This window comes from Streptomyces sp. NPDC111520 (assembly GCF_055635295.1).
This window is the reverse complement of the sequence record NZ_JBVKBW010000001.1, coordinates 375,655-397,378: the sequence shown is the minus strand read 5'-3', so window position 1 is coordinate 397,378 and position 21,724 is coordinate 375,655. Positions and strand designations below refer to the sequence as shown.

The window sequence follows — 21,724 nt, the reverse complement described above, 5'->3', positions numbered from 1 at the left end:
CCCCTCCCGTCGATCCTCAGCGCCGGCCGGTTCCCCCGGCCGGCGCTCCGGTGTGCGACGGGACACGCCCGTGCCGATTTATTTGACTTCCTCAAACATCCAGGCTCATGGTTAGTTAAGAACCTAAAGCTTTGGAGGCTTCCCCCCATGCCGAAGAGCCGTGAATGGCACCTGGTCGCCCGCCCCCACGGGTGGCCCAAGCCCGAGGACTTCGCCCTGCGCGAGACCGAGGTCCCCGAGCCCGGACCCGGTGAGATCCTCGTCCGCAACCTCTACGTGTCGGTCGACCCCTACATGCGCGGCCGCATGAACGACGCCAAGTCGTACGCGGAGCCGTACCGGCTGGACCAGCCGATGCACGGCGGAGCGGTCGGCCGGGTCGTCGCCTCGGGCGCGGAGGGCCTCGCCCCCGGCGACCACGTGCTGCACCCCCTCGGCTGGCGCGAGTACGCCCTGGTCAAGGCCGAGAGCGTGGTCAGGGTCGACCCCGACCTCGCCCCGCTCAGCACCTACCTGGGCGTGCTCGGGATGACCGGCCTCACCGCCTACGCGGGCCTGCTGCGCGTCGCGGACCTCAAGGAGGGCGACACGGTCTTCGTCTCCGGCGCGGCGGGGGCGGTCGGCAGCCAGGCCGGCCAGATCGCCAGGCTCAAGGGCGCCTCCCGGGTGATCGGCAGCGCCGGCTCGGACGAGAAGGTCAAGCTCCTGGTCGAGGAGTACGGCTTCGATGCGGCCTTCAACTACAAGAACGGCCCCGTGGCCGGGCAACTGGCGGCGGCCGCCCCCGACGGCATCGACGTCTACTTCGACAACGTGGGCGGCGAGCACCTCGAGGCGGCCATCGGCGCCCTCAACCTGCGCGGCCGGGTGGCCGTCTGCGGCATGATCGCCCTCTACAACGCCACCGAGCCCGCGCCCGGCCCCCGCAACCTGTCCCGGCTCATCCAGAACCGGCTGCGCATCGAGGGCTTCCTCGTCGGCGACCACTACGACCTGCAGCCGCAGTTCGTCCAGGAGGTCGGCGGCTGGATCCGCGAGGGCAGGCTGCGCTACCGCGAGACGGTCGTCGACGGGATCGAGAACAACCTGGAGGCCTTCCTCGGCGTCCTGCGCGGCGACAACACCGGGAAGATGCTGGTGCGCCTGCCCGAGTGACGGCGGCGGCCGGAGCCGGCGACCGGAGCCGGCGACCGGAGCCGGGACGAGGGGTGCGCCCGGCCGGGCGCACCCCTCACGCGTCGCCCGCTGCGCCGTCGTCGCGGCCCGGGTCGAGCAGGGCGACGAAGTGCCGGAAGACCGCCGCCATGTCCACCGCGCCGGGGTCGTGCAGCCACTGCAGTTGCAGCCCGTCCATGACGGCCACCAGCAGCGGGGCGGCCTGCTCGGGCGTGAGGCCGCCGGGCAGCGTGTCGCCGTACTCGGCGCGCAGGGAGTCGGCGGCCCAGCCGCGCACCCGTGCGTAGCGGTCCCTGAAGTACCCGCGCGCGGGGTGGCCCTCGGTGACGCTGTCGCCGGCGAGGACGGTGAAGACCTGGACGACGCCCGGCCGGGTGGCGTTGTACTCGACCAGACCGGCCACCATCTCCATCGGCCAGGCCGTGCCGTGCAGCGCCGCCGAGGCCATGTCCCACCGGTCGCGGACCTCCAGCACCGCGACGAGCAGGGCCTCCTTGCCCGGGAAGTGGTGGAGCAGCCCCTGCTGGGTGAGCCCGGCCCGTTCCGCGACGGCGGCCAGCGTGGCGCCCCGGTAGCCGCGTTCGGCGATCACTTCGAGGGCGGCCCGGACGATCTCCGCCCTGCGGTCCTCGTTGCGGACCGCGCGGCCGAGTCCCCGGCCGCGGTCGTTGGCAGTCACGGGGGCGAGCCTAGGGCGTGCCGCGCGGGCCGCCGGAATGTAACGAAGAGGTGACGACGCCTACCGATCAGCAGGGCGCGGGCCGGAGGATGGCGACGGTCCGTCAGGCACGGGCGGGCGACGGGTTGTCACGTCCTCACGAAGGAGTCCGCCCCATGACCGACACCTCCGGAACCCCGCTCGACGACGCGGTCGAACGCGCGCTGGGCAAGCTCGACCTCGACGCGAAGGCGCGGCTGCTGGCCGGGCAGGACATGTGGTCGCTGCCCGCGCTGCCCGAGATCGGACTGGGCCCGCTCGTCATGTCGGACGGGCCCATCGGGGTGCGCGGCGTGCGCTGGACCGCCGACGACCCCTCCATCGCGCTGCCCAGCCCCACGGCGCTCGCCGCCACCTGGGACCCCGCCCTCGCCCGCCGCACCGGGCGGCTGCTCGCCCAGGAGGCCCGCCGCAAGGGCGTGCACGTCCTGCTCGCGCCGACCGTCAACCTGCACCGCTCGCCGCTGGGCGGGCGGCACTTCGAGGCGTACTCCGAGGACCCGTACCTCACCGGTGAGATCGGCACCGGCTACGTCGCGGGCGTCCAGGACGGCGGGGTCGGCACCACCGTCAAGCACTTCGTCGCCAACGACGCCGAGACCGAGCGCTTCACCGTCGACAACGTGATCGGCGAGCGCGCGCTGCGCGAGCTCTACCTCGCGCCCTTCGAGGCCATCGTCAGGAACGCCCGCCCCTGGGGCGTCATGGCCGCCTACAACTCCGTCAACGGCACCACCATGACCGAGCACCACCACCTGCAGAACGAGGTGCTGCGCCAGGAGTGGGGCTTCGACGGCTTCGTCGTCTCCGACTGGGCGGCCGCCCGGGACACCGCCGCCGCCCTCGCCGGCGGCCTCGACGTGGCGATGCCCGGACCGCGCACCGTCTACGGGGAGGCGCTGGCCCGCGCCGTGCGCGAGGGCCGCGTCGAGGAGTCCGCCGTGGACACCGCGGTGCGCAACGTGCTGCGGCTGGCCGGCCGGGTGGGCCTGCTGGCGGACACCCCCGCGGCGGTGCCCGCCGGGCGGATCCCCGCCCCGGTCGACGGACCCGCGCTGGCCCGCGAGATCGCCCGCCGCTCCTTCGTCCTGGTACGCAACGAACCGCGCGGCGAGCGTCCCGTCCTCCCTGTGGACCCCACCGCCGTGCGCCGCATCGCGCTCATCGGCGCCGCCGCGCGCGACGCCAGGGTGCTGGGCGGCGGATCCGCGCAGGTCTTCCCCAGCCGTGTCGTCTCGCCCCTGGACGGCCTGCGGGCGGCGCTGCCGGAGGCCACCGCCCTGACCTTCGCCGTGGGCGCCGACCCCAACGGGGAACTCGCGCCCGCCGGGCCCGGGTTCGCGCTGCGCGCGGTCTGCCGGGACGTCGCGGGCGAGGTCCTCGGCGGCTGCACCCTGCCCGGTGGCCACGTGCAGTGGATGGGCGGCGACCTGCCCGACGGCGTGACCCACGACGCCCTGCACTCCGTGGAGGTGACCGGCACCTTCACCCCGCGCGAGAGCGGCGCCCACCACTTCGGCACCCGCGGACTGGGCGGCTTCCGGCTCGTCGTGGACGGCGCGGAGGTCTTCGACGGCACCCAGGTCGCCGGCCCCGAGTCCGGCCCCTTCGAGGGGATGTTCGGCGCGCCCGTCGAGCGCGGGCGGGTCGAACTGACCGCGGGGGTGCCCGTCGCGGTCTCGCTGACCCACGTCGTCCCGAAGGACGGCCGGGGACCGGTCCGCGCGGTCGTCTTCTCGCTCGTCCACGGCGAACCGCGGCGGGACGGGGACGAGTCGATCGCGGAGGCGGTCGCCGCGGCGCGGGACGCGGAGGTGGCGGTGGTCGTCGTCGCGACCACCGAGCGGGTCGAGAGCGAGGGCTTCGACCGCGCCGACCTGCGACTGCCGGGCCGGCAGGACGAACTCGTCCACGCGGTGGCCGCGGTGAACCCGCGGACGGTGATCGTGGTGAACGCAGGCTCGCCGGTGGAGATGCCGTGGCGCGAGGAGGTCGCCGCGGTGCTGATCGGCTGGTTCCCCGGGCAGGAGGCCGGCGCGGCACTCGCCGACGTGCTCCTCGGCGCGGCCGAGCCCGGCGGCAGGCTGCCCACCACCTGGCCGGCCCGGCTGGCCGACGCCCCGGTCGTGGACGTCGTCCCCCTGGACGGGGTGCTCCGCTACGACGAGGGCGTCTTCGTCGGCTACCGCGCCTGGGAACGGGCCGGGACGGCACCCGCGTACCCCTTCGGCCACGGGTTCGGCTACACCGACTGGGCCTACGAGGACGCCTCCTTCACGCCCGCGCAGGGCCCGGCCGCGGACGGCGGGCCGGACCTCCTCGGCACGCTCACCGTACGGCTGCGCAACACCGGCGAACGGCCCGGGCGCGAGGTCGTGCAGGTCTACCTGGCGCCGCCCGCGGACGAGGACCCGGCGGTCGGCCGTCCGGCCCGCGTCCTGGCCGGATTCCTCGCCGTCGAACTCCCCGCGGGCGCCGCGACGCAGGCCCGCGTCGCGCTCACCCGCCGCGCCGCGCAGATCTGGGACCCCTCGGAGGGTGACTGGCGCCTTCTCGCGGGTACGTACACAGCCGAGGTCGCGCGCAGCGTCGCCGACCGCCGTCTCACGGTGCCGGTGGCCGTGGACGGCTGACCCACCACCCCGGGGAGGTCCCTGACACCCTCCCCGGGGTGCGGGGCCGTCGCCCCTCGCGTCGTGCGTTGCCGCGGGACGGACCGGTGCCGGACCGGTGGCGGACCGGTGCCGGGCGGGCGTACGGCGGCGCGGTCGTGTGGTGACGGTGCGTCAGAGACCCGCGCCGGCAGGGTCCCCCGGGCGGACCCCGCCCGATTGCGGGCCGCGTGCCGTGCCGTGACGCTCGTGCCGAACGCGCCCACCCCGGGCGTCCACCCGAGGAGCAGCGATGACGGCACGTACGCGCACCCGTCCGGTCCTGGTCGGCGCGGCACTCGCCCTGGCCGGCGCGTCCGTGCTGCTGACCGGGTCCGCGCGGGCCGGCGAACCGCCCGCGCCCGCCGTCTGCACGGTGAACGGCCGGCCGGTCACCGGCGGCGTCGTCGCCGGCACCGAGGGCTTCGACGAGATCGACTGCGCGTACGGCGTCCCCGCCGGCGTGGTGGTCGCCGGGGGCGGCGGCGTCGACGTGATCACCGTCCACGGTGGCAACGCGGGCACCGTCGACGGCGGCGACGGGGCCGACATGATCGAGGTCGACGGCGGGAACACCGGGCTGGTCGCCGGCGGCACCGGCGACGATCTGGTCGACCTGCTCGGCGACGCCGAGGCCAACTCCGGCACCGTCAGCGGCGGGCCCGGCGACGACGTGCTCTTCCTGAAGGCCGAGGACATCGCGGGGACCGGCGTCGTCAGCGGCGACACGGGCTCCGACGTCTGCCTCTTCGACCCCGACCCCGCGGGCCCCCGGGACTGCGAGGTCATGGTCTGAGCCGTCCCGGCCGGGCGGGGGTTCGCATACCCTGTCGCGCATGCGAGATCTTGCCTCCGGGATACGGCTCTTCGTGGACGGCCAGCGCTGGGTGCTCCGGCACGGCCGCTGGTTCGGCTTCGGGCTGCTGCCCGCGCTGATCACACTCGTCGGCTACGCGGCGGCACTGGTCGCCCTCGCCTTCTGGGCCGACGACGCGACCGCCTGGGCCACGCCCTTCGCCGACGACTGGGACTCGCCGTGGCGCGGCCTGTTCCGCGGGCTGCTCACCGCGGTCGCCTTCGGCGGCGGCCTGCTGCTGGCGGTGATCTCCTTCACCGCGGTGACGCTCCTGGTGGGCCAGCCCTTCTACGAGTCCCTGGCCGAGCGGGTCGACGTCTCCGAGGGCGGCGCCCCGGACGCGCCCGACGTCCCGCTGTGGCGGGAACTGCTGCAGTCCGCGCGGGACAGCCTGCGCGTGCTGGTCCGGGTCGCGGCCTGGGGCGTCCTGCTCTTCGCCGCCGGCTTCATCCCCGTCGTCGGCCAGACCGTCGTCCCCGCGATCGGCTTCTGCGTCTCCGGCTACTTCCTCGCCCTCGAACTCACCGGCGTGGCCTTCCAGCGCCGGCAGGTGCCGCTGCGGGAGCGGATGCGCCTGCTGCGCGGCCGGATGACGCTCACCCTCGGGTTCGGGGTGCCGCTGATCCTGTGCTTCCTGGTGCCGCTGGTTTCCGTCCTGCTCATGCCCGGCGCGGTCGCCGGCGCCACGCTCCTGGCGCGGTCCCTGATGCCGCCGCCGCAGGAGGAGCCGGAGCCGCGGGCGGAGCCCGGAGTGCCGGCGGGGCCGCCGGACCTCCGCAAGCCGTAGCGCCGGGAGCGAAGCGGAGGGAACCATAGTCCGCACCTGCCGCGTGACGTATGTCGGGAGGACGAGCACGCGAGGGGGAGGCGCGCCATGGCGCAGCGCACCAACCAGTACGACGACAACCCGCAGAGCTACCGCAGCTACTGGGTGGGCCGCGGCTACGAACACGCCGCGGAGGTGGCCGCGTTGCGCCGGCTGCTCGCGGGCCGGCACTTCGGCCACGCGGCGGACGTCGGCGGCGGCTACGGCCGGCTCGTGCCCGTGCTGCGCGAGTTCGCCGACCGGGTCACGCTGGTGGACGCCAGCCGCAAGCAGCTCAACGACGCGGAGGAGTACCTCAAGGGGCTCGCCGGGGTGAGCATGCGGCTGATGAGCGCGGGAGGCCTGGGCCTGCACTCCGAGAGCGTGGACCTGGTCACCCTGATCCGCGTCATGCACCACCTGCCCGACCCGCGGGCCGCCCTGACCGAGATGACCCGGGTGCTGCGCCCGGGCGGCACCGCCGTCGTCGAGACCGCCAACCTCGCGCACGCCGCCAACCGCCTCCGCTACGCGGCCCACCGGCGGCGGGTGCCGCTGTCCCCGGTGGACATCCGCTCCGCGGAGAACCGGGAGCGCGACAGCATCCCGTTCGTCAACCACCACCCGCGCACGGTCGCCGAGCAACTGGAGGCGGCGGGGCTGCGCGTGGAGCGCCGGCTGTCGGTGTCCAACCTGCGCAGCGCACGGCTCAAGCGGGTGGTCCCGCACTCGGCACTGGTACGCGCCGAGGGCGCCCTGCAGTCCCCGCTGGCCCGCGTGGGCTTCGGGCCGAGCATCTTCTTCCTCGTCCGCAAACCGGGCCGGGCCCTGTCGTCCTAGGCCCGACGGACACCCACGACGGTGGCGTGGGACACCCTCCGGGCCCACGAGGTGACGCGCCCCGTCGTGTGCGCCGCCCGAACGCTCCGGCGGCGCGGCCTCCCGCCACGCCGCGCGGGACGCCCCTCCGGGAGGGGCGCCGGGGGCGTTTGCGGTGCCTTTCCGGGGCGGGAGGGCCGGTAGCCAGCCCTGGGGGCCCGGCCCGGGGACCGGTCAGCGGTGGGTGCGGCGTCGGGCTTTGTCCTGATTGCGGTTGGGCGCAGCCCTCCGGGTGGGTGCCGGGTGCGCTTGGGGGCGTTCTCGCGGTGGAGGGGCGGTGGCTGTGGGTCCGCCTGGGGGACGGTCAGCGAGCGGTCCGGGGGTTGAGGTGGGCCGGGCTTCCGGGAGGGGTGCCGGTGTCTCTGGGGCACGTTCTCGGGGCGGGAGGGCCGGTAGCCGTGGGGGCCCGGCCCGGGGGACCGGTCAGCGGAGGGTGCGTCCCTGGCGGGGTACCGGGCGCCCGGGGCGCGTCCTCCGGGCGGAGGGGCGGTGGATGTGGGGGCCCCGGCCTGGGGGCCCGGTCAGCGGTGGGCGGGGCGGCTGGCCCAGGTCTCCCGTACGGCTTCGTGCCGCATGGCCGCGGCGGCGGCCCCGGGCCGGGCCGGGCCGCCTTGGCGGGGGGGGCCTGGCGGGGTGGGGGGACGGTGGGGCATGCTCCGGTCGGCCGACCCGTACCCGACCGTCCGGAGGTTTCCCGCGATGCGGTTGCCGCTCCACCCCGGTGTGCCCGCCGACGTCCCGCCGCCCACGGCCGAGGAACTGCGCCTGGAGGGCGAGGTGCCGCGCGAGATCCTGCGCCGCGGCGGCTTCGACGCCGCGGCCCCGCGGTTCGCCCGGGCGCTGGCGGAGGCCCGCGACCCGGCCGCGGCGGCGCGGACGGTACGGCGGCACGGGCGCGCCCTGTGGCGGGCCGCGGTGGACCGGGCCCAGGGCCGCGGGCCGGTGGAGGGCGACCTGAGCCACGACGACGACCGGCCGCTGTACTGGGCCCGGCTCGCCCTCGGCGCGGAACTGCGGCGCTGGGAGCCGGCGTTCCCACTCCCCGCCGCCGTCCGCGCGGCGCTGCGGGCCCGCCTGGAGGGTGCCACACGGGGACAGGACGCCCTCCGCCCGCCGCCCGCGGAGGGCGTCCTGCGCGTCCTGCTGACCGGCTTCGACCCCTTCCGGCTGGACGCCGACGTACGCCGCAGCAACCCCTCCGGGGCCGCGGCGCTCGCCCTGGACGGCGTCACGCTGGAGACCGCCGCGGGCCCGGCCCGCGTCGAGACCGTCGTCTTCCCGGTGCGCTGGGGCGACTTCACCGACGGCGCGGTCGAGCGGGTGCTGCGCCCCCGGTTCCGGCCCGGACCGCGCCGGGTCGACCTCTTCGTCACCGTCAGCCAGGGCCGGGACGGGCGTTTCGACCTCGAACGCTTCAACGGCGCCTGGCGCGGCGGCCACCCCGACAACGCCGGCCTGTCCGTCACCGGCCCGGTCCCGGTCGCCGTCCCCGGTCCGCAGCCGCAGTGGACGGCGTCCACGCTCCCGTACGCGGCGATGGCCGCCGCCTGCACCGGCGCCTTCCCGGTGCACGACCGCACGGCGGTCACGGAGGTCCCGGCCGGGGCGGGCGCCCCCGTCGCCCGTGACGGCGGCCCGACGGCCGGCTCCGCCGCCCGCGCCGGGGGCGGCGGCGACTACCTCTCCAACGAGATCGCCTACCGGGCGACCCTGCTCCGGGACACGCTCGCGCTGCCCGCCCCGGGCGGCCACGTCCACACCCCGGTGCTGCACTTCGGCCCCGGCAACACCGACCCGGCCGGCGGCACGGTCACCGACCCCGCCCTCGTCGCCCAGCGGCTCGCGGTCACCGCGCAGATCCGCGCCCTCCTCGTCGCGGCCACGGACACGCTGAACGCAGGCGCGACCGGGCCCGTATGAGACGCGGGAAGGCCGCAAGACAGCCGAACCGTGCACCACTTGTCCCATGAACAACCCATGTGCGCCAGATGCGAGGGTTGTGCGACACGGTGGTGCGGGCAAGGGGAAGCGGGCCGCCGCGGCGCGGCCCCCGTGATCGAGGGAGGTCCTGCCGTGACCGTCGCTGTCGGCGTCACCGGTAATGCCACCGAGTTGTTCCGCGCCAACACCGCGCACAGTCCCTCGTACTTCGCGCTGCGCCGCGCCGCCGGCGGCGCGGCGTCCTCGGGCCAGGGACGGGACATCGTCGACTTCTGCATCCCGTGCAACCCGTACTTCCCGAGCCCGGCCATGTACGACAAGCTCCAGGAGTCGATGCGGGACATCCTCACCTACTACCCGAGCAGCACCGACGTGATCACCAACGAGCTGTGCTCGCTGCTCGGCCTCAACCCGCAGACCGTGGCCATGGGCAACGGCTCCACCGAGCTGATCACCTGGATTGACCACCTGCTGGTCCGCGAGAGCCTGGCCGTCCCGATACCGACCTTCGGCCGCTGGACCGACCAGCCGATGGAGACCGGCAAGCGCGTCGACATGTTCCTCCTCCCGGAGGCCGCCGGGTTCGCCCTCGATCCGGCAGCCTTCGTCGCGTTCGTCCGCGCCCGCGGCTCCCGTACGGCCGTGATCTGCAACCCCAACAACCCCGACGGCGGCTTCCTCCCCAAGCACGCCGTCGTGGCGCTGATGGACGCCCTGTCCGACCTCGACCTCGTCGTGATCGACGAGTCCTTCCTCGACTTCAGCGACGCCGAGGCGTGGCCGAGCGTCGCCGACGAGGCCGTCCTGCGGCCCAACGTGGTCGTGCTGCGCAGCCTCGGCAAGAACTTCGGCCTGCACGGCATCCGCTTCGGCTACCTCGTCGCCAACCCGGCGCTGGCCGGGAAGGTCCGCCGCATGCTGCCGAAGTGGAACCTCAACTCCTTCGCCGAGGCGGTGGTCTTCATGCTCAAGGACCACCGCGAGGAGTACGCGCAGAGCCTGCGCATGGTCTCCCGCGACCGCCAGGAGATGACCTGGCAGCTCGCGGCGCTGCCGGGGCTGACGGTCTACCCGTCGCAGGGCAACTTCGTCTTCGTCAAGCTCCCCGACGGCGTCGACGGGGCGGTGCTGCGCGACCGGCTGCTGGCCGAGCACGGGGTGCTGGTCCGCGAGTGCGGCAACAAGCTGGGCAGCAGCAGCCGTTTCATGCGGCTGGTGGTCCGCCCCCAGGCCGACGTCCAGCGGCTGCTCACCGGGCTGAGCACGGTGCTCTACGGCAGCACCTGGTACGCGGCTCCCGCGCCCGCGCCCGCGGCCGCCGCACCCGTCCAGGAGCAGCCCCCGCAGCCCGTGCCGCAGCAACTGCCGCAGATCCAGGCCGCCCCGCCGGTGCAGGCCGCCGTACCGCCCGTGCAGTCGTTCCCGCAGATCCAGCAGGCCCCGCCGCCCCAGCCGCTGTACGAGCAGCCCTTCGCGCCGCCCCCGGGGCCGCCCCAGCCGGTCTACGAGGTCAGACCCGAACCGCAGCCCCAGCCACCATCCCCGCCGCAATTTCAGGTTCCGCCCCAGGTCCAGCCCCAGGTCCAGCCGCAACCGCAGCGGCAGCCCCAGCCGCCGCAGCCGCGGCCCGAGGCGCCCGCCACGGAGATGTACCCGGCGCCGGCCGCCGAGGTCCCGCCGGCCTTCGCCTCGGTGCCGCCCGGCACTCCGCGGCCCGCGCTGTACTGGCAGGACGCCTCCTGACGCACCACGCCCGCGCGGGCCGGTCGCTCACCGGCCGACGCGGGCGCCGGGTCACCTGGCCGAGCGGAACGAGCGGCTCTCCAGGGTCTTCCACGCCTCGCACGAGCTCTGCTTGCCGCTCGTCTCGTTGACGGTGCAGTGCGTCTCGACCACCCTGCCGTCCCGGGTGATTGCCTTGACCCACACACCGGAGCCGACGGAGGTCACCGTGGCGCCGCAGACACCGCGCGGGTAGCCCCGGTTGTTGCTGAGCGAGTGCCAGACGAAACGCCCGCTGGGAAGGGTGCGGCCGCCGATGTAGAGGCGGCCCTCGAACACGGCGACGGAGATCTCCTGGTCGCCCCTGCGGAGGGTGGAGTCGATGCTGACGCAGGCGCCGTCGCGGGAACCGTCGTCGCGGTTCCCGCCCTGGTCGTCGCGGCGCTGCTGCTGCGGCCCGTCCCCGCGCTGGTTCCCGCCCTGCTCACCCCGCTGGTTCCCGCCCTGGCCGCCGTCCTCGCCCTGATCGCGCTGTCCGCCCTGGCCGCCCTGGTCACCGCGGTCGTCCCGGCCGTTCCCGCCGTTCCCGCCGTTCCCGCCGTTCCCGTCCTCGCCGCTGTCGCCCCGGTCGGTCTCCCGGCCGCCCCGCTGGTCCGAGCGCTCCCCGCCGTCCCCGGAGTCCTCGCGGCCGCCCCCGTCGCGGGCGTCCTCCTCGCCGCCGTCCCCGCCGTCCTCGTCGTCGTCCGCGGCGACGCCGCGGGTGGCGGGCGGCCTGGGGTCGTGGGCGGCCGTCCTCGCGCCGGCCGCGGTGGTGACGGTGCCGGGGGTCGTGGCGAGCACGGGCGCCGACACCGCGGCCGCGGCGACGGCGAGCGGCACGACCACGCCGGTCATCCGTCCGTACCGCCGGAACCTGCGCGGCGAAGGCGACCTGCCGTCAGGACTCATGGGGGACTCCTCGTCGAATGCGAAAGCCGCAGGGCTCGATCGACGGGATCCGTACCCCCCGGCGCGCGCACTGCCCGCCGCTGTCATTCCGGTGGCCCAGAACATTCCCGTACGGCCGAAGGGGCGTTCACCGGGTGCCGGTACCGAAGTCGACAGGCGGGGGCGCCCGGGAGAGAATCCCGGCCGCCCCCGCCCGCGGGGAGGAGTGGCGCCGCTCAGTGGGTGCCGAAGGAGTGCACCGTGGTGGAACGGTAGGTCTGCCCCGGCCGCAGGACCGTCGACGGGAACGCGGGCTGGTTGGGGGAGTCCGGGAAGTGCTGGGTCTCCAGGCAGAAGCCGTCGCCCTGCCGGTAGACCCGGCCCGAGGAGCCGGCGAACGCCCCGGTCAGGAAGTTGCCCGTGTAGAACTGCACACCGGGCTCGGTGGTGGCGATCCGCATGACCCGCCCGGAGACGGGCTCGGTGACCGTCACGATGTGCTCGGGTGCGGCCGTGCGGCCCTTGTCGAGCACGAAGTTGTGGTCGATGCCCTGCCCGTACAGGATCTGCTGGTGGGCGGAGCGGATGTCGCGGCCGATCGTCTTCGGGGAGCGGAAGTCGAACGGGGTGCCGGCGACGGGCGCCAGCTCACCGGTCGGGATCAGGGTGGAGCCGACCGGGGTGTAGCGACGGGCGGCGATCTGGACCTCGTGGTCGTAGATGCCGCCGTCGCCCTCGCCGCGCAGGTTGAAGTACGTGTGGTTGGTGAGGTTGACGACCGTCGCCTTGTCGGTGGTGGCGGTGTAGTCGATCCGCCACCGGGCGTCGGCGGTCAGGGTGTAGACGACCTTGACCTTGAGCGTGCCCGGGTAGCCCATCTCGCCGTCCGCGCTGGTGTAGCGCAGCACGAGACCGGCGTCCGAGCCCGCCGTGAAGCCCTCGACCGCCCAGACCCGCTTGTCGAAGCCCCGGTCGCCGCCGTGGAGGCTGTTCGGGCCGTCGTTGACGGGCAGCTGGTAGGTGTGGCCGTCCAGGGTGAACTTCCCGCCCGCGATGCGGTTGCCGTAGCGGCCGATCAGGGCGCCGAAGTACGGGCTGTTCGCCACGTAGCCGGCCAGGTCGTCGAATCCGAGGGACACGTTGACGCGGCGGCCGCGCCGGTCGGGCAGCTCCAGGGTCTGGACGACGCCGCCGTACGAGAGCACCTTGAGGGTGATCCCGCCGTTGCTGACCGTCCAGATGTCGACCTTGGTGCCGTCGTCGAGGGTCCCGAAGTGTTCCTTGCTCACCTTGCTCCTGCCCGCGGGCCTGTGCCTGGCGTCGGCGGTCTGCCGCGCCGTGGCGGCCCTGCCGGCCGCCCAGGCGTTCGTCCCGCCGATCGCGGGCGCGACCGCCCCGAGCGCCGCGCCCGCGATCAATGTACGTCTGTTCACTTGCGGCTCCTTCGATAGGTAGCTGCTTTACGAACCGACCTTGCGCTTGTTCCAGACGTCGAAGCCGACCGCGGCCAGGAGCACCAGACCCTTGATGACCTGCTGGTAGTCCGTGCCGATGCCGACCAGCGACATCCCGTTGTTGAGCACCCCGAGCACCAGGCCGCCGATGATGGCGCCCAGCACCGTGCCGACGCCGCCGGTGGCGGAGGCACCGCCGATGAAGGCGGCCGCGATGGCCTCGAGCTCGAAGTTGATGCCGGCCTGCGGCACGCCGGCGTTCAGCCGCGCCGCGTAGACCAGTCCGGCGAGGGCGGCGAGCACGCCCATGTTCACGAAGACCAGGAAGACGACCCGCTTGTCCTTGACGCCCGAGAGCTTGGCCGCCGCCTGGTTGCCGCCGAGCGCGTACACGTGGCGGCCGACCACGGCGTTGCGCATCACGAAGCCGAAGACGATGAGCAGTCCGGCGAGGATGAGCAGCACGATCGGCACGCCGTGGTAGCTGGCGAGGGTCATGGTGAAGGCGACGACGCAGGCGACGATGGCGAGCAGCTTCAGCAGGAAGAAGTTGCGCGGCAGCACGTCCAGGTCGTACGCGAGCTGCTGGCGGCGGTCACGGATCTCCTGGACGACGGTGATGGCGATCACCACGAGACCGATGAGCAGCGTCAGGTTGTGGTAGTTGGTGTGCGGCCCGACCTCGGGCAGGAAGCCGTTGCCGATCTTCTGGAAGCCCTGCGGGAAGGGCGAGATGGACTGGCCCTCCAGGAAGATCTGCGTGCCGCCGCGGAAGAGCAGCATGCCGGCCAGGGTCACGATGAACGACGGGATCCCGACGTACGCGATGAAGTAGCCCTGCCAGGCACCCGCGACCGCGCCGATGAGCAGGCAGGCGACCAGGGCCAGCGGCCACGACACGTGGTGGTGGATGATCATCACCGCGGCGGCCGCGCTGACGAAGGCCGCGAGCGAGCCGACGGACAGGTCGATGTGGCCGGCGATGATCACGACCATCATGCCGATGGCCAGGATCAGGATGTAGCTGTTCTGGCCGATGAGGTTGGTGACGTTCTGCGGTTTGAGCAGGATGCCGCCGGACCATATCTGGAACAGCGCCGCGATCAGCACCAGCGCGATGATCATGCCGTACTGGCGCATGTTGCGCCGTGCCGCCTGCAGCAGGAGGCCGGCGGCCCCGCCTCCCGTGCCGCCGCCCCCGGCGGTCGCGGCCGCGCCCCCGGCGGGCGGCGGAGGAGTCTTGTCGGTCTTCACCGGGCTGCCCATCTCAGTTACCTCGGTCCATGGTCATGTGGCGCATCAGCACTTCCTGCGTCGCGCTCTCGCGCGGGATCTCCCCGGTCAGCCGCCCCGCCGACATCGTGTAGATGCGGTCGCACATGCCGAGCAGCTCCGGCAGTTCGGAGGAGATGAAGACGACGGCCTTGCCCTGGGCCGCCAGGTCGTTGATGACCGTGTAGATCTCGTACTTGGCGCCGACGTCGATGCCCCGGGTGGGCTCGTCGAGGATGAGGACCTCGGGTCCGGCGAAGATCCACTTGCTGAGGACGACCTTCTGCTGGTTGCCGCCGCTCAGCTTGCCCGTGGTCTCGAAGACCGTCGGGGTCTTGATGTTCATCGTCGAGCGGAAGGACTCGGCGACGCGGGCCTCCTCGTGCTGGTTGACGACACCGCGCCGGGCGACCTTGGACAGGGCGCTGAGCGAGATGTTGCGGCTGATGTCGTCGATGAGGTTCAGCCCGTAGTGCTTGCGGTCCTCGGTGACGTAGGCGATGCCGTGGCCCACCGCCTCCGGGACGGTGCGGGTCCGGATCTCCTCGCCGTGCAGGTAGACCCGGCCGCTGATGCCGCGGCCGTAGGAGCGGCCGAAGACGCTCATGGCCAGTTCGGTGCGGCCGGCCCCCATCAGTCCGGCGATGCCCACGATCTCGCCGCGCCGGACGTTGAGGGAGACCCCGTCGACGACCTTGCGCTGCTGGTCGATCGGGTGGTGCACGGTCCAGTCCTCTACGGCGAAGGCCACCTCGCCGATCTCCGGCTCCCGCTCGGGGAAGCGGTGGTCGAGGTCGCGGCCGACCATGCCGCGGATGATCCGCTCCTCGGTGACGGTGCTCTTGCCGTCCGCGTCGGTGGCCTTCATGTCGAGCGTCTCGATGGTCCGCCCGTCCCGCAGGATGGTGATGGAGTCGGCGACCCTGGCGATCTCGTTGAGCTTGTGCGAGATGATGATGCAGGAGATGCCGTGCTCCTTGAACTCCAGGATGAGGTCCAGGAGCTTGCGGCTGTCCTCGTCGTTCAGGGCCGCGGTCGGCTCGTCCAGGATGAGGAGCTTGACCTCCTTGGACAGCGCCTTGGCGATCTCGACGAGCTGCTGCTTGCCGACGCCGATGTCCGCCACGCGGGTGGACGGGGCGTCGGCCAGCCCGACCCGCTTCAGCAGCCGGGCCGCGTGCAGCATCGTCTCGTTCCAGCTGATGACACCACGGGTGGAGTGCTCGTTGCCGAGGAAGATGTTCTCGGCGATGGACAGGTAGGGCACCAGGGCGAGTTCCTGGTGGATGATCACGATGCCGCGCTGCTCGCTCGCGCGGATGTCGCGGAACTCGCAGGTCTCACCGCGGAAGAGGATCTCCCCTTCGTAACTGCCGTGCGGATAGACCCCGCTGAGCACCTTCATCAGGGTCGACTTGCCCGCACCGTTCTCACCGCAGATGGCGTGGACCTCGCCCTCGGCGACAGTCAGGGTGACGTCGGAGAGCGCCTTGACCCCTGGGAAGGTCTTGGTGATGGAGCGCATTTCGAGGACGGGTCCGGCCATTCCTGCTTTCCGTTCTCCTCGGGTGGTGGGAGGGGGGATCGTCGGTCGTGCTCCGGGCTCCGGGACTACTGGAGCTCGGACTCCTTGATGTAGCCGGAGTCGACCACGGTCTCCTTGTAGTTCGACTTGTCGACGCTGACCGGCGGCAGCAGGTAGGTCGGGACGACCTTCTTGCCGTTGTCGTAGGTCTTGGTGTCGTTGGTCTCCGGCTTGCCGCCGGTCAGCACCGCGTTGCCCATCTGGACGGCGACCTTGGCCAGTTCGCGGGTGTCCTTGTAGACGGTCTGGGCCTGCTCGCCCGCGATGATCGACTTGATCGAGGCGACCTCGGCGTCCTGGCCGGTGACGATCGGCAGCGGCTTCTGGGCGGTGCCGTAGCTCACGCTCTTCAGCGCCGAGATGATGCCGCGGGAGATGCCGTCGTACGGGGACAGGACCGCGTCCACCTCGTCGGAGGTGTACGACTTGCTGAGCAGGTCGTCCATGCGGGCCTGGGCGGTGGCGCCGTCCCAGCGCAGGGTGGTGACCTGGGTCATCTCGGTCTGGCCGCTCTTGACCACCAGCTGCTTCTTGTCGATGTACGGCTTGAGGACGTCCATCGCGCCGTTGAAGAAGTACTTGGTGTTGTTGTCGTCGGGCGAGCCGGCGAACAGCTCGATGTTGAAGGGGCCCTTCTTGCTGCCGTCCTTCAGGCCCAGCTTCTCGACGATGTAACCGGCCTGGAGCTGGCCGACCTTGAAGTTGTCGAAGGTCGCGTAGTAGTCGACGTTCTCCGAGCCCAGGATGAGGCGGTCGTAGGAGATGACCTTGATGCCCGCGTCGTGGGCCTGCTGCAGCACGTCGCTGAGGGCCGAGCCGTCGATGGCGGCGATCACCAGCAGCTTGTCGCCCTTGGTGATCATGTTCTGGATCTGGGCGACCTGGTTCTCGACCTTGTCGTCGCCGTACTGCAGGTCGGTCTTGTAGCCCTGGGCCTTGAACTGCTTGACCATGTTGTCGCCGTCGGCGATCCAGCGCTCCGACGACTTGGTGGGCATGGCGATGCCGATGGTGCCGCCCTTCCCCCCGTCCTTGTCGCCGCCGCCGGTGTTGTCGCTCTGCCCGCAGGCGGTCGCGGTGGCCCCGAGGGCGAGGGTTGCTATCAGCGCGGCTGTGGTGCGCAGGTGTGCGGCTCTGGCGATGCGCATGGCTGATCAGATCCTTTCGGCGGCCAGGCGGGGGTCGGTCGCCTGGTCCGGGTCGGTCGCGATGTCCTGGGGGAAGCGGTGGAGCGGGCCCGGCAGTCGCGCGCCCAGCGGGGAGTGCCCGCCGTCCGCGCCCAGCCGGGAGAGCAGGTCGAGCACAAGGCGGCCGCGCCGGACCCGCTCGCGGGCGGTCGACAGGGCGACCTCCCGCAGCTGACGTCCGTACGGGTAGATGCCGGGGGCCTTGCTCAGCCCGAACTTGAGGTAGATCGGCGCACCGCGGCGGATCAGCTCCGCCGCATCGTAGAGGCGTACGAAGCCGCCGAGGTCGTCGGGGGCCTCGATGTAGAAGTCCATCGGCGCCCGGCTGACCCGGCGGATCTCGGTGATCTGCTGGAGGGTCAGGTCGGAGGGGATGTTGATGGAGTCGGCGCCGAGGCGCTCCCACACCGCGTAGGCCGCCGGGTTGACCGGGCCGACCAGCGCCGAGACCTTGAAGGTGGTGTCGGCCGGCAGCAGCCCCTGCTCGCGCAGCTGGTGCAGCAGCCACAGCACGCCCTCGTCCGCGACGAGCAGGCAGCGCACGCCGAGGGCGGCCGCCCGCAGCGCGTCCTCGACGCAGCCGGCCACCTGGTCGTGACCGCGGGCGCGCAGTCCCCCGCCGCGGGAGTCGGTACGGGTCGCGGCGCCGATGTCCCACGTGCCGCGGGGGCCGGTGAACAGGCAGAGCTCGACGTCGCGTTCGGCGCAGGCGGTGACCATCTCGGTGATCTCCGCGTCCGTCAGCATCCAGATGCCGCTGCCCTGGCTGATGCGGTGGACCGGCACCTCCAGCCGCTCGCTCTCCTCCAGCACGGTGGCGAGCGCCTCCGGGCCCTCCACGGAGGGGATCTCGGTGCGCCAGGTGCCGCCGTCGGGGAAGGAGTGCGGGGAGGCGTCGGCCGGGTCGTCCGCCGGCGCGCCGTGACCGAGGAGGGCGAGCGCGTACTGGCCCGGGCGGCGGGCGCCTGAGGCGGCGCCGGCCGTGCCGGGGCTCGGGGTGGGTGCGTCGGTCACGGTGCTCCTTCGTTCTCGTCGTTCGACATGTCGGACGACGTTCGGTTCATTGGGTATGGGAGGGCACGGAAGGGACATCGTGTGCCCGCTGTGCACGGAGCGGTCACGGACGCAGCAGCACCTTCCCCACCTTGGGGTCCCGGCTCCCCAGCAGCTCCAGGGCGTCGGCGTACTCCTCCAGGGGGAGGTCGTGCGTGATCAGCGGAGCGGGGTCCAGGATCCCGGCGTCGAAGGCCCGGACGGTGTGCGCCCAGGCGGCGGGCGGCGCGCCGAAGACCGTGTGCACGGTCAGCTGGCGCACCACCAGGTCGGTCGGGTCGAGTCCGAGCGCCCCCGGCGCGGGGATGCCGGTCAGCGCCAGCCGGCCGCCGCGGCGCAGCAGCCCCGCCGAGACGCGGGCCGCGGAGGCGGACCCGGCGGCCTCGACCACCAGGTCGTACGTCCCCTCCTCCGCGCCCAGTTCGGCGGCGGTGCGGAACCGCGTGGCACCGAACGAGGCGGCCAGCTCCTCCCGGACCCGGCCCGTGCCCACCACCAGCAGTTCCGCCGGGGACACCGCGGCCAGGAACTGCACCGCCAGCATGCCGAGCGTGCCGGTGCCGACGACCGCCACCCGGTCGCCGGGCGCGGCCGGGGCCTTCAGCAGCGCCGCCGCCACGCACGCGGCCGGCTCCAGGAGCACGGCGGTGCGCAGGTCGGCGGCGTCGTCCAGGACGTGCAGCAGCCGGGCGGGCAGCGTCAGGGTGTCCGCCATGGCGCCGGGCTGCGTGAAGCCCGTCTCCTCGTACGGGGCGCTGCACAGCGTGGTCTCCCCGGCGTGGCAGCGCTCGCAGACCTGGCAGTTGCGGAAGCCCTCGCCGACGACCTTCCGGCCCACCAGGCCCGCGGTCACCCCGGCACCGACCGCCTCCACCGTGCCCGACCACTCGTGGCCGGGGGTGACGGGGTAACGGACGTACCCCTCGGGGCGGGTGCCGGCGTACATCTCACGGTCGCTGCCGCAGATGCCCGCCGCGTGCACGCGGACCAGCGCCTCGCCCGGACCGGGCGGCACCGGTCCGGCCGGCGCGACCCGGTGCCGGCCGGGCCCGTCGAGCACGACGGCGCGGGGGGTGTGGACGGTCACTTCGCGCCCTTCGGCTTGCGGCGCTCCCAGCCCTCGGCCCACAGGTCGAAACGGGCCTGCTGCTGCGGGAACTCGGCGGCGGCGTCGACGTCGAGCTCGACACCGAGGCCCGGCGCGTCCGAGAGGGTGAAGCAGCCGTCCTCACCCACCACGGGGGCGCCCTTGACGACCTTCTTGATCTCGGAGTCCGCGAAGTCGTTGAAGTGCTCGAGGATCTTGAAGTTGGGGGTGCACCCGGCGAGCTGGAGGCTCGCGGCGGTCAGCACGGAGCCGCCCACGTTGTGCGGGGCGACCAGCACGTAGTGGGTCTCCGCGGTGGCGGCGAGCTTCCGGACCTCGTTGATGCCGCCGATGTGCCCGAGGTCGGGCTGGATGATGTCGGCGGCCTGCAGCTCGAACAGCTCGCGGAACTCGTAGCGGTCGTGGATGCGCTCACCGGTCGCGATCGGCAGGTCGGTGTGGGCGGCCACCTTCGCCAGGGCCTTGAGGTTCTCCGGCGGCACCGGCTCCTCGATCCAGCTGGGCTTGAAGGGCGCCAGTTCGTTCGCGACGCGGATCGCGGTCGCCGGGCTGAACCGCCCGTGCATCTCCACCAGCAGTTCGGCCTCGGGGCCGATCGCGTCGCGCACGGCCTCGATGAGGGATATGGAGTAGGAGGTCGCCGCGTGGTCCAGCTCGAAGTGGCCGGTGCCGAAGGGGTCGATCTTCAGGGCGCGGTAGCCCCGCTCCACCACGGCGCGGGCGGCCTTGTGGTACGCCTCCGGGGTGCGCTCGGTGGTGTACCAGCCGTTGGCGTACGCCTTGACCTTCTCGTTCACCTTGCCGCCGAGCAGCTGCCAGACGGGGACGCCCAGGGCCTTGCCCTTGATGTCCCAGCAGGCCATCTCGATGACGGCGATGCCGGACATGACGATCTCGCCGGCGCGCCCGTAGTCGCCGTACTTCATCCGGCTGACCAGGTCCTCGACCGCGAAGGGGTCGGAGCCGGCGATGTGGTTGACCTCCGCCTCGCGGAGGTAGCCGAGCAACGCGTCGGTGTGGCCGAGCATGCGGGTCTCGCCGACGCCCGTGAGCCCCTCGTCGGTGTGGACGAGTACATAGGTGAGATTCCGCCAGGGAGTGCCGACCACATGGGTGCTGATGCCGGTGATGCGCACGGAAGCCGCCCCTTACAGGGTGTGTCGTTCGAGATTTCGTCACACGTTCGAAATGTTGAAGGGAACGTAGTTACGGGCTCCCGGCGGTGTCAATGGGTGTGCCGGGGAGGTGACGGCGATGTTGCCGAAGTGAGTCCGTCCGCCCGGGCGCGCACCGCGCCGTGTCCGAAACCCCGAACGGGGGAGGCGGGTCCGGCCGCCTAGCGACCGACCGCGCCCGGCCCGAAGGCCGCCGCGTAGACCAGTCCCGCCAGCTTCGCCTGACCCTCGGCGCTCGGGTGGAACCAGTCCCAGGGACTCAGCTCCTTCTGGGTGAACCTGTAGTCGAAGACCGCGCCGTCGTCGTAGCGGCAGCGCTCGAGGCGCGCGCACTCCTGCCGCAGGACGTCGTTGTAGGCCATCACCCGTTCGCGTACGGTCTGCCGGCGGTCTTGGGCGGCTGTGGTCATCGACTGCGCGTCGGAGAGCATCGACGGGCACAGGCCCAGCTTCCAGATCTGCCGCCCCAGCGCGTTCTGCCGGCCGACGTCCCACAGGCGCATCAGGTCGGGCACGCTCGCGACGAAGACCTGGGCCTTCGGCAGTTCGCGGTCGAGGGTCCTGAGGGCCGCGGAGAAATCCTTGCGGTATTCGGCCACCGGGGTCATGCGGTCGGTGCTGCGCGCGCACGCGTCGTTGGCCCCCATCAGGATCGTCACCTGCTGCGGCCGCAGTTCGACCGCCTTCTTCGCCTGGGCCGGCAGGTCGTGCATCTTGGCGCCGCTGGCCGCCAGGTTCCAGCTCTCGGTGGCGGGCTTGTCCAGCACCCGGGAGGCCACGCTCTCCACGGACTTGCGGCTGCCGGTCGCCCAGGACAGGTCCGGACAGTCCGTCAGGATCCCGCAGGCGTCGAAGGCGCGGGTGATGGAGTCCCCGAGCGCGGCCAGCGAGTTCGGGGTGGTGTCCCACACCCGCGTGGGGCGCTTCTCCGCGCCCGCCCGCCCCGCGGCGGCGGCCTCGGTGCTGTTCGGGCCCTGACCGGCCGAGCAGCCGGCCGCGAGTGCCGTCGTGAGCAGGGTGACCAGCACGATCAGGGCGCCGCTGGCCCCGCGCGGGAGCGACTGGCGCATCCGTTCTCCCTCGGACGAGTGGGTGACTTCTCGCTGATCCCGACAGTACGTCACTCCTCGCCTGACGCCGCGCGGTAGCTTTTTCCCTGACAGGTGGTGCGAAAGAGGTGATCAGAGGTCAGATCTTGTCTCATTCGTTATGATT

General features: G+C 72.9%; 17 protein-coding genes. 7 read left to right on the top strand and 10 right to left on the bottom strand.

The genetic code is table 11. The features are described from left to right. The first annotated feature begins 147 nt into the window (after positions 1-147). Complete coding sequence (locus ACZ7MY_RS01845; protein WP_499598744.1) at positions 148-1,155, top strand: NADP-dependent oxidoreductase; 1,008 nt, start codon at positions 148-150, stop codon at positions 1,153-1,155. Between the two features lie 76 nt (positions 1,156-1,231). Here ACZ7MY_RS01845 and ACZ7MY_RS01840 read toward each other — a convergent pair whose 3' ends face one another. Next, positions 1,232-1,855, bottom strand: a complete 624-nt coding sequence (locus ACZ7MY_RS01840; RefSeq protein ID WP_499598742.1) for a TetR/AcrR family transcriptional regulator — start codon at positions 1,853-1,855, stop codon at positions 1,232-1,234. 155 nt (positions 1,856-2,010) lie between these two features. Here ACZ7MY_RS01840 and ACZ7MY_RS01835 point away from each other — a divergent pair, with 155 nt between their 5' ends. The 6 genes from ACZ7MY_RS01835 (at position 2,011) to ACZ7MY_RS01810 (ending at position 10,769) form a co-directional block, all read left to right on the top strand. Then, the gene (locus ACZ7MY_RS01835) at positions 2,011-4,527 is read left to right on the top strand and encodes a beta-glucosidase (RefSeq protein WP_499598741.1); all 2,517 of its coding nucleotides are present in this window, start codon (positions 2,011-2,013) and stop codon (positions 4,525-4,527) included. Between the two features lie 271 nt (positions 4,528-4,798). Continuing rightward, positions 4,799-5,341 (top strand): hypothetical protein, encoded by a 543-nt coding sequence (locus ACZ7MY_RS01830; RefSeq protein WP_499598740.1) that lies wholly within the window; start codon positions 4,799-4,801, stop codon positions 5,339-5,341. Positions 5,342-5,381: 40 nt separating this feature from the next. Continuing rightward, a complete protein-coding gene (locus ACZ7MY_RS01825; RefSeq protein WP_499598738.1) occupies positions 5,382-6,188 on the top strand; it encodes an EI24 domain-containing protein in 807 nt (268 codons plus the stop codon). Positions 6,189-6,275: 87 nt separating this feature from the next. Then, positions 6,276-7,046, top strand: coding sequence for a class I SAM-dependent methyltransferase (locus tag ACZ7MY_RS01820; RefSeq protein ID WP_499598737.1), 771 nt, complete (start codon positions 6,276-6,278; stop codon positions 7,044-7,046). Positions 7,047-7,784: 738 nt separating this feature from the next. Continuing rightward, positions 7,785-9,005 carry a PA0049 C-terminal domain-containing protein gene (locus tag ACZ7MY_RS01815; protein ID WP_499598736.1) on the top strand — a complete coding sequence of 407 codons (1,221 nt, stop codon included), beginning with the start codon at positions 7,785-7,787 and terminating at the stop codon, positions 9,003-9,005. Positions 9,006-9,158: 153 nt separating this feature from the next. After that, on the top strand, positions 9,159-10,769 hold the full coding sequence (locus ACZ7MY_RS01810) for a pyridoxal phosphate-dependent aminotransferase (protein WP_499598735.1): 1,611 nt from the start codon (positions 9,159-9,161) through the stop codon (positions 10,767-10,769). Between the two features lie 51 nt (positions 10,770-10,820). Here ACZ7MY_RS01810 and ACZ7MY_RS01805 read toward each other — a convergent pair whose 3' ends face one another. From ACZ7MY_RS01805 to ACZ7MY_RS01765, 9 genes are all read right to left on the bottom strand, one after another. Then, entirely contained in the window at positions 10,821-11,696 is an 876-nt protein-coding gene (locus ACZ7MY_RS01805) for a hypothetical protein (RefSeq protein WP_499598733.1), read from the bottom strand. Positions 11,697-11,911: 215 nt separating this feature from the next. Next, entirely contained in the window at positions 11,912-13,093 is a 1,182-nt protein-coding gene (locus tag ACZ7MY_RS01800; protein ID WP_499599337.1) for an aldose epimerase family protein, read from the bottom strand. A 42-nt stretch (positions 13,094-13,135) separates the two neighbouring features. Beyond that, positions 13,136-14,395, bottom strand: a complete 1,260-nt coding sequence (mmsB, locus tag ACZ7MY_RS01795; protein ID WP_499598731.1) for a multiple monosaccharide ABC transporter permease — start codon at positions 14,393-14,395, stop codon at positions 13,136-13,138. A gap of 1 nt (position 14,396) precedes the next feature. Next, a complete protein-coding gene (gene mmsA / locus ACZ7MY_RS01790; RefSeq protein ID WP_499598729.1) occupies positions 14,397-15,947 on the bottom strand; it encodes a multiple monosaccharide ABC transporter ATP-binding protein in 1,551 nt (516 codons plus the stop codon). 65 nt (positions 15,948-16,012) lie between these two features. Continuing rightward, positions 16,013-17,134, bottom strand: coding sequence for a multiple monosaccharide ABC transporter substrate-binding protein (gene chvE / locus ACZ7MY_RS01785; protein ID WP_499598728.1), 1,122 nt, complete (start codon positions 17,132-17,134; stop codon positions 16,013-16,015). Positions 17,135-17,140: 6 nt separating this feature from the next. Beyond that, positions 17,141-18,187: a hypothetical protein gene (locus ACZ7MY_RS01780; protein ID WP_499598727.1), complete on the bottom strand. Its 1,047-nt coding sequence runs from the start codon at positions 18,185-18,187 to the stop codon at positions 17,141-17,143. 103 nt (positions 18,188-18,290) lie between these two features. Then, the gene (locus tag ACZ7MY_RS01775) at positions 18,291-19,313 is read right to left on the bottom strand and encodes a zinc-dependent alcohol dehydrogenase (RefSeq protein ID WP_499598725.1); all 1,023 of its coding nucleotides are present in this window, start codon (positions 19,311-19,313) and stop codon (positions 18,291-18,293) included. Next, positions 19,310-20,470 carry a mandelate racemase/muconate lactonizing enzyme family protein gene (locus ACZ7MY_RS01770; RefSeq protein ID WP_499598724.1) on the bottom strand — a complete coding sequence of 387 codons (1,161 nt, stop codon included), beginning with the start codon at positions 20,468-20,470 and terminating at the stop codon, positions 19,310-19,312. Before ACZ7MY_RS01770 ends, ACZ7MY_RS01775 begins: the two co-directional genes overlap by 4 nt. 200 nt (positions 20,471-20,670) lie before the next feature. Continuing rightward, positions 20,671-21,579 (bottom strand): SGNH/GDSL hydrolase family protein, encoded by a 909-nt coding sequence (locus tag ACZ7MY_RS01765; protein ID WP_499598723.1) that lies wholly within the window; start codon positions 21,577-21,579, stop codon positions 20,671-20,673. Between the last annotated feature and the right edge of the window lie 145 nt (positions 21,580-21,724).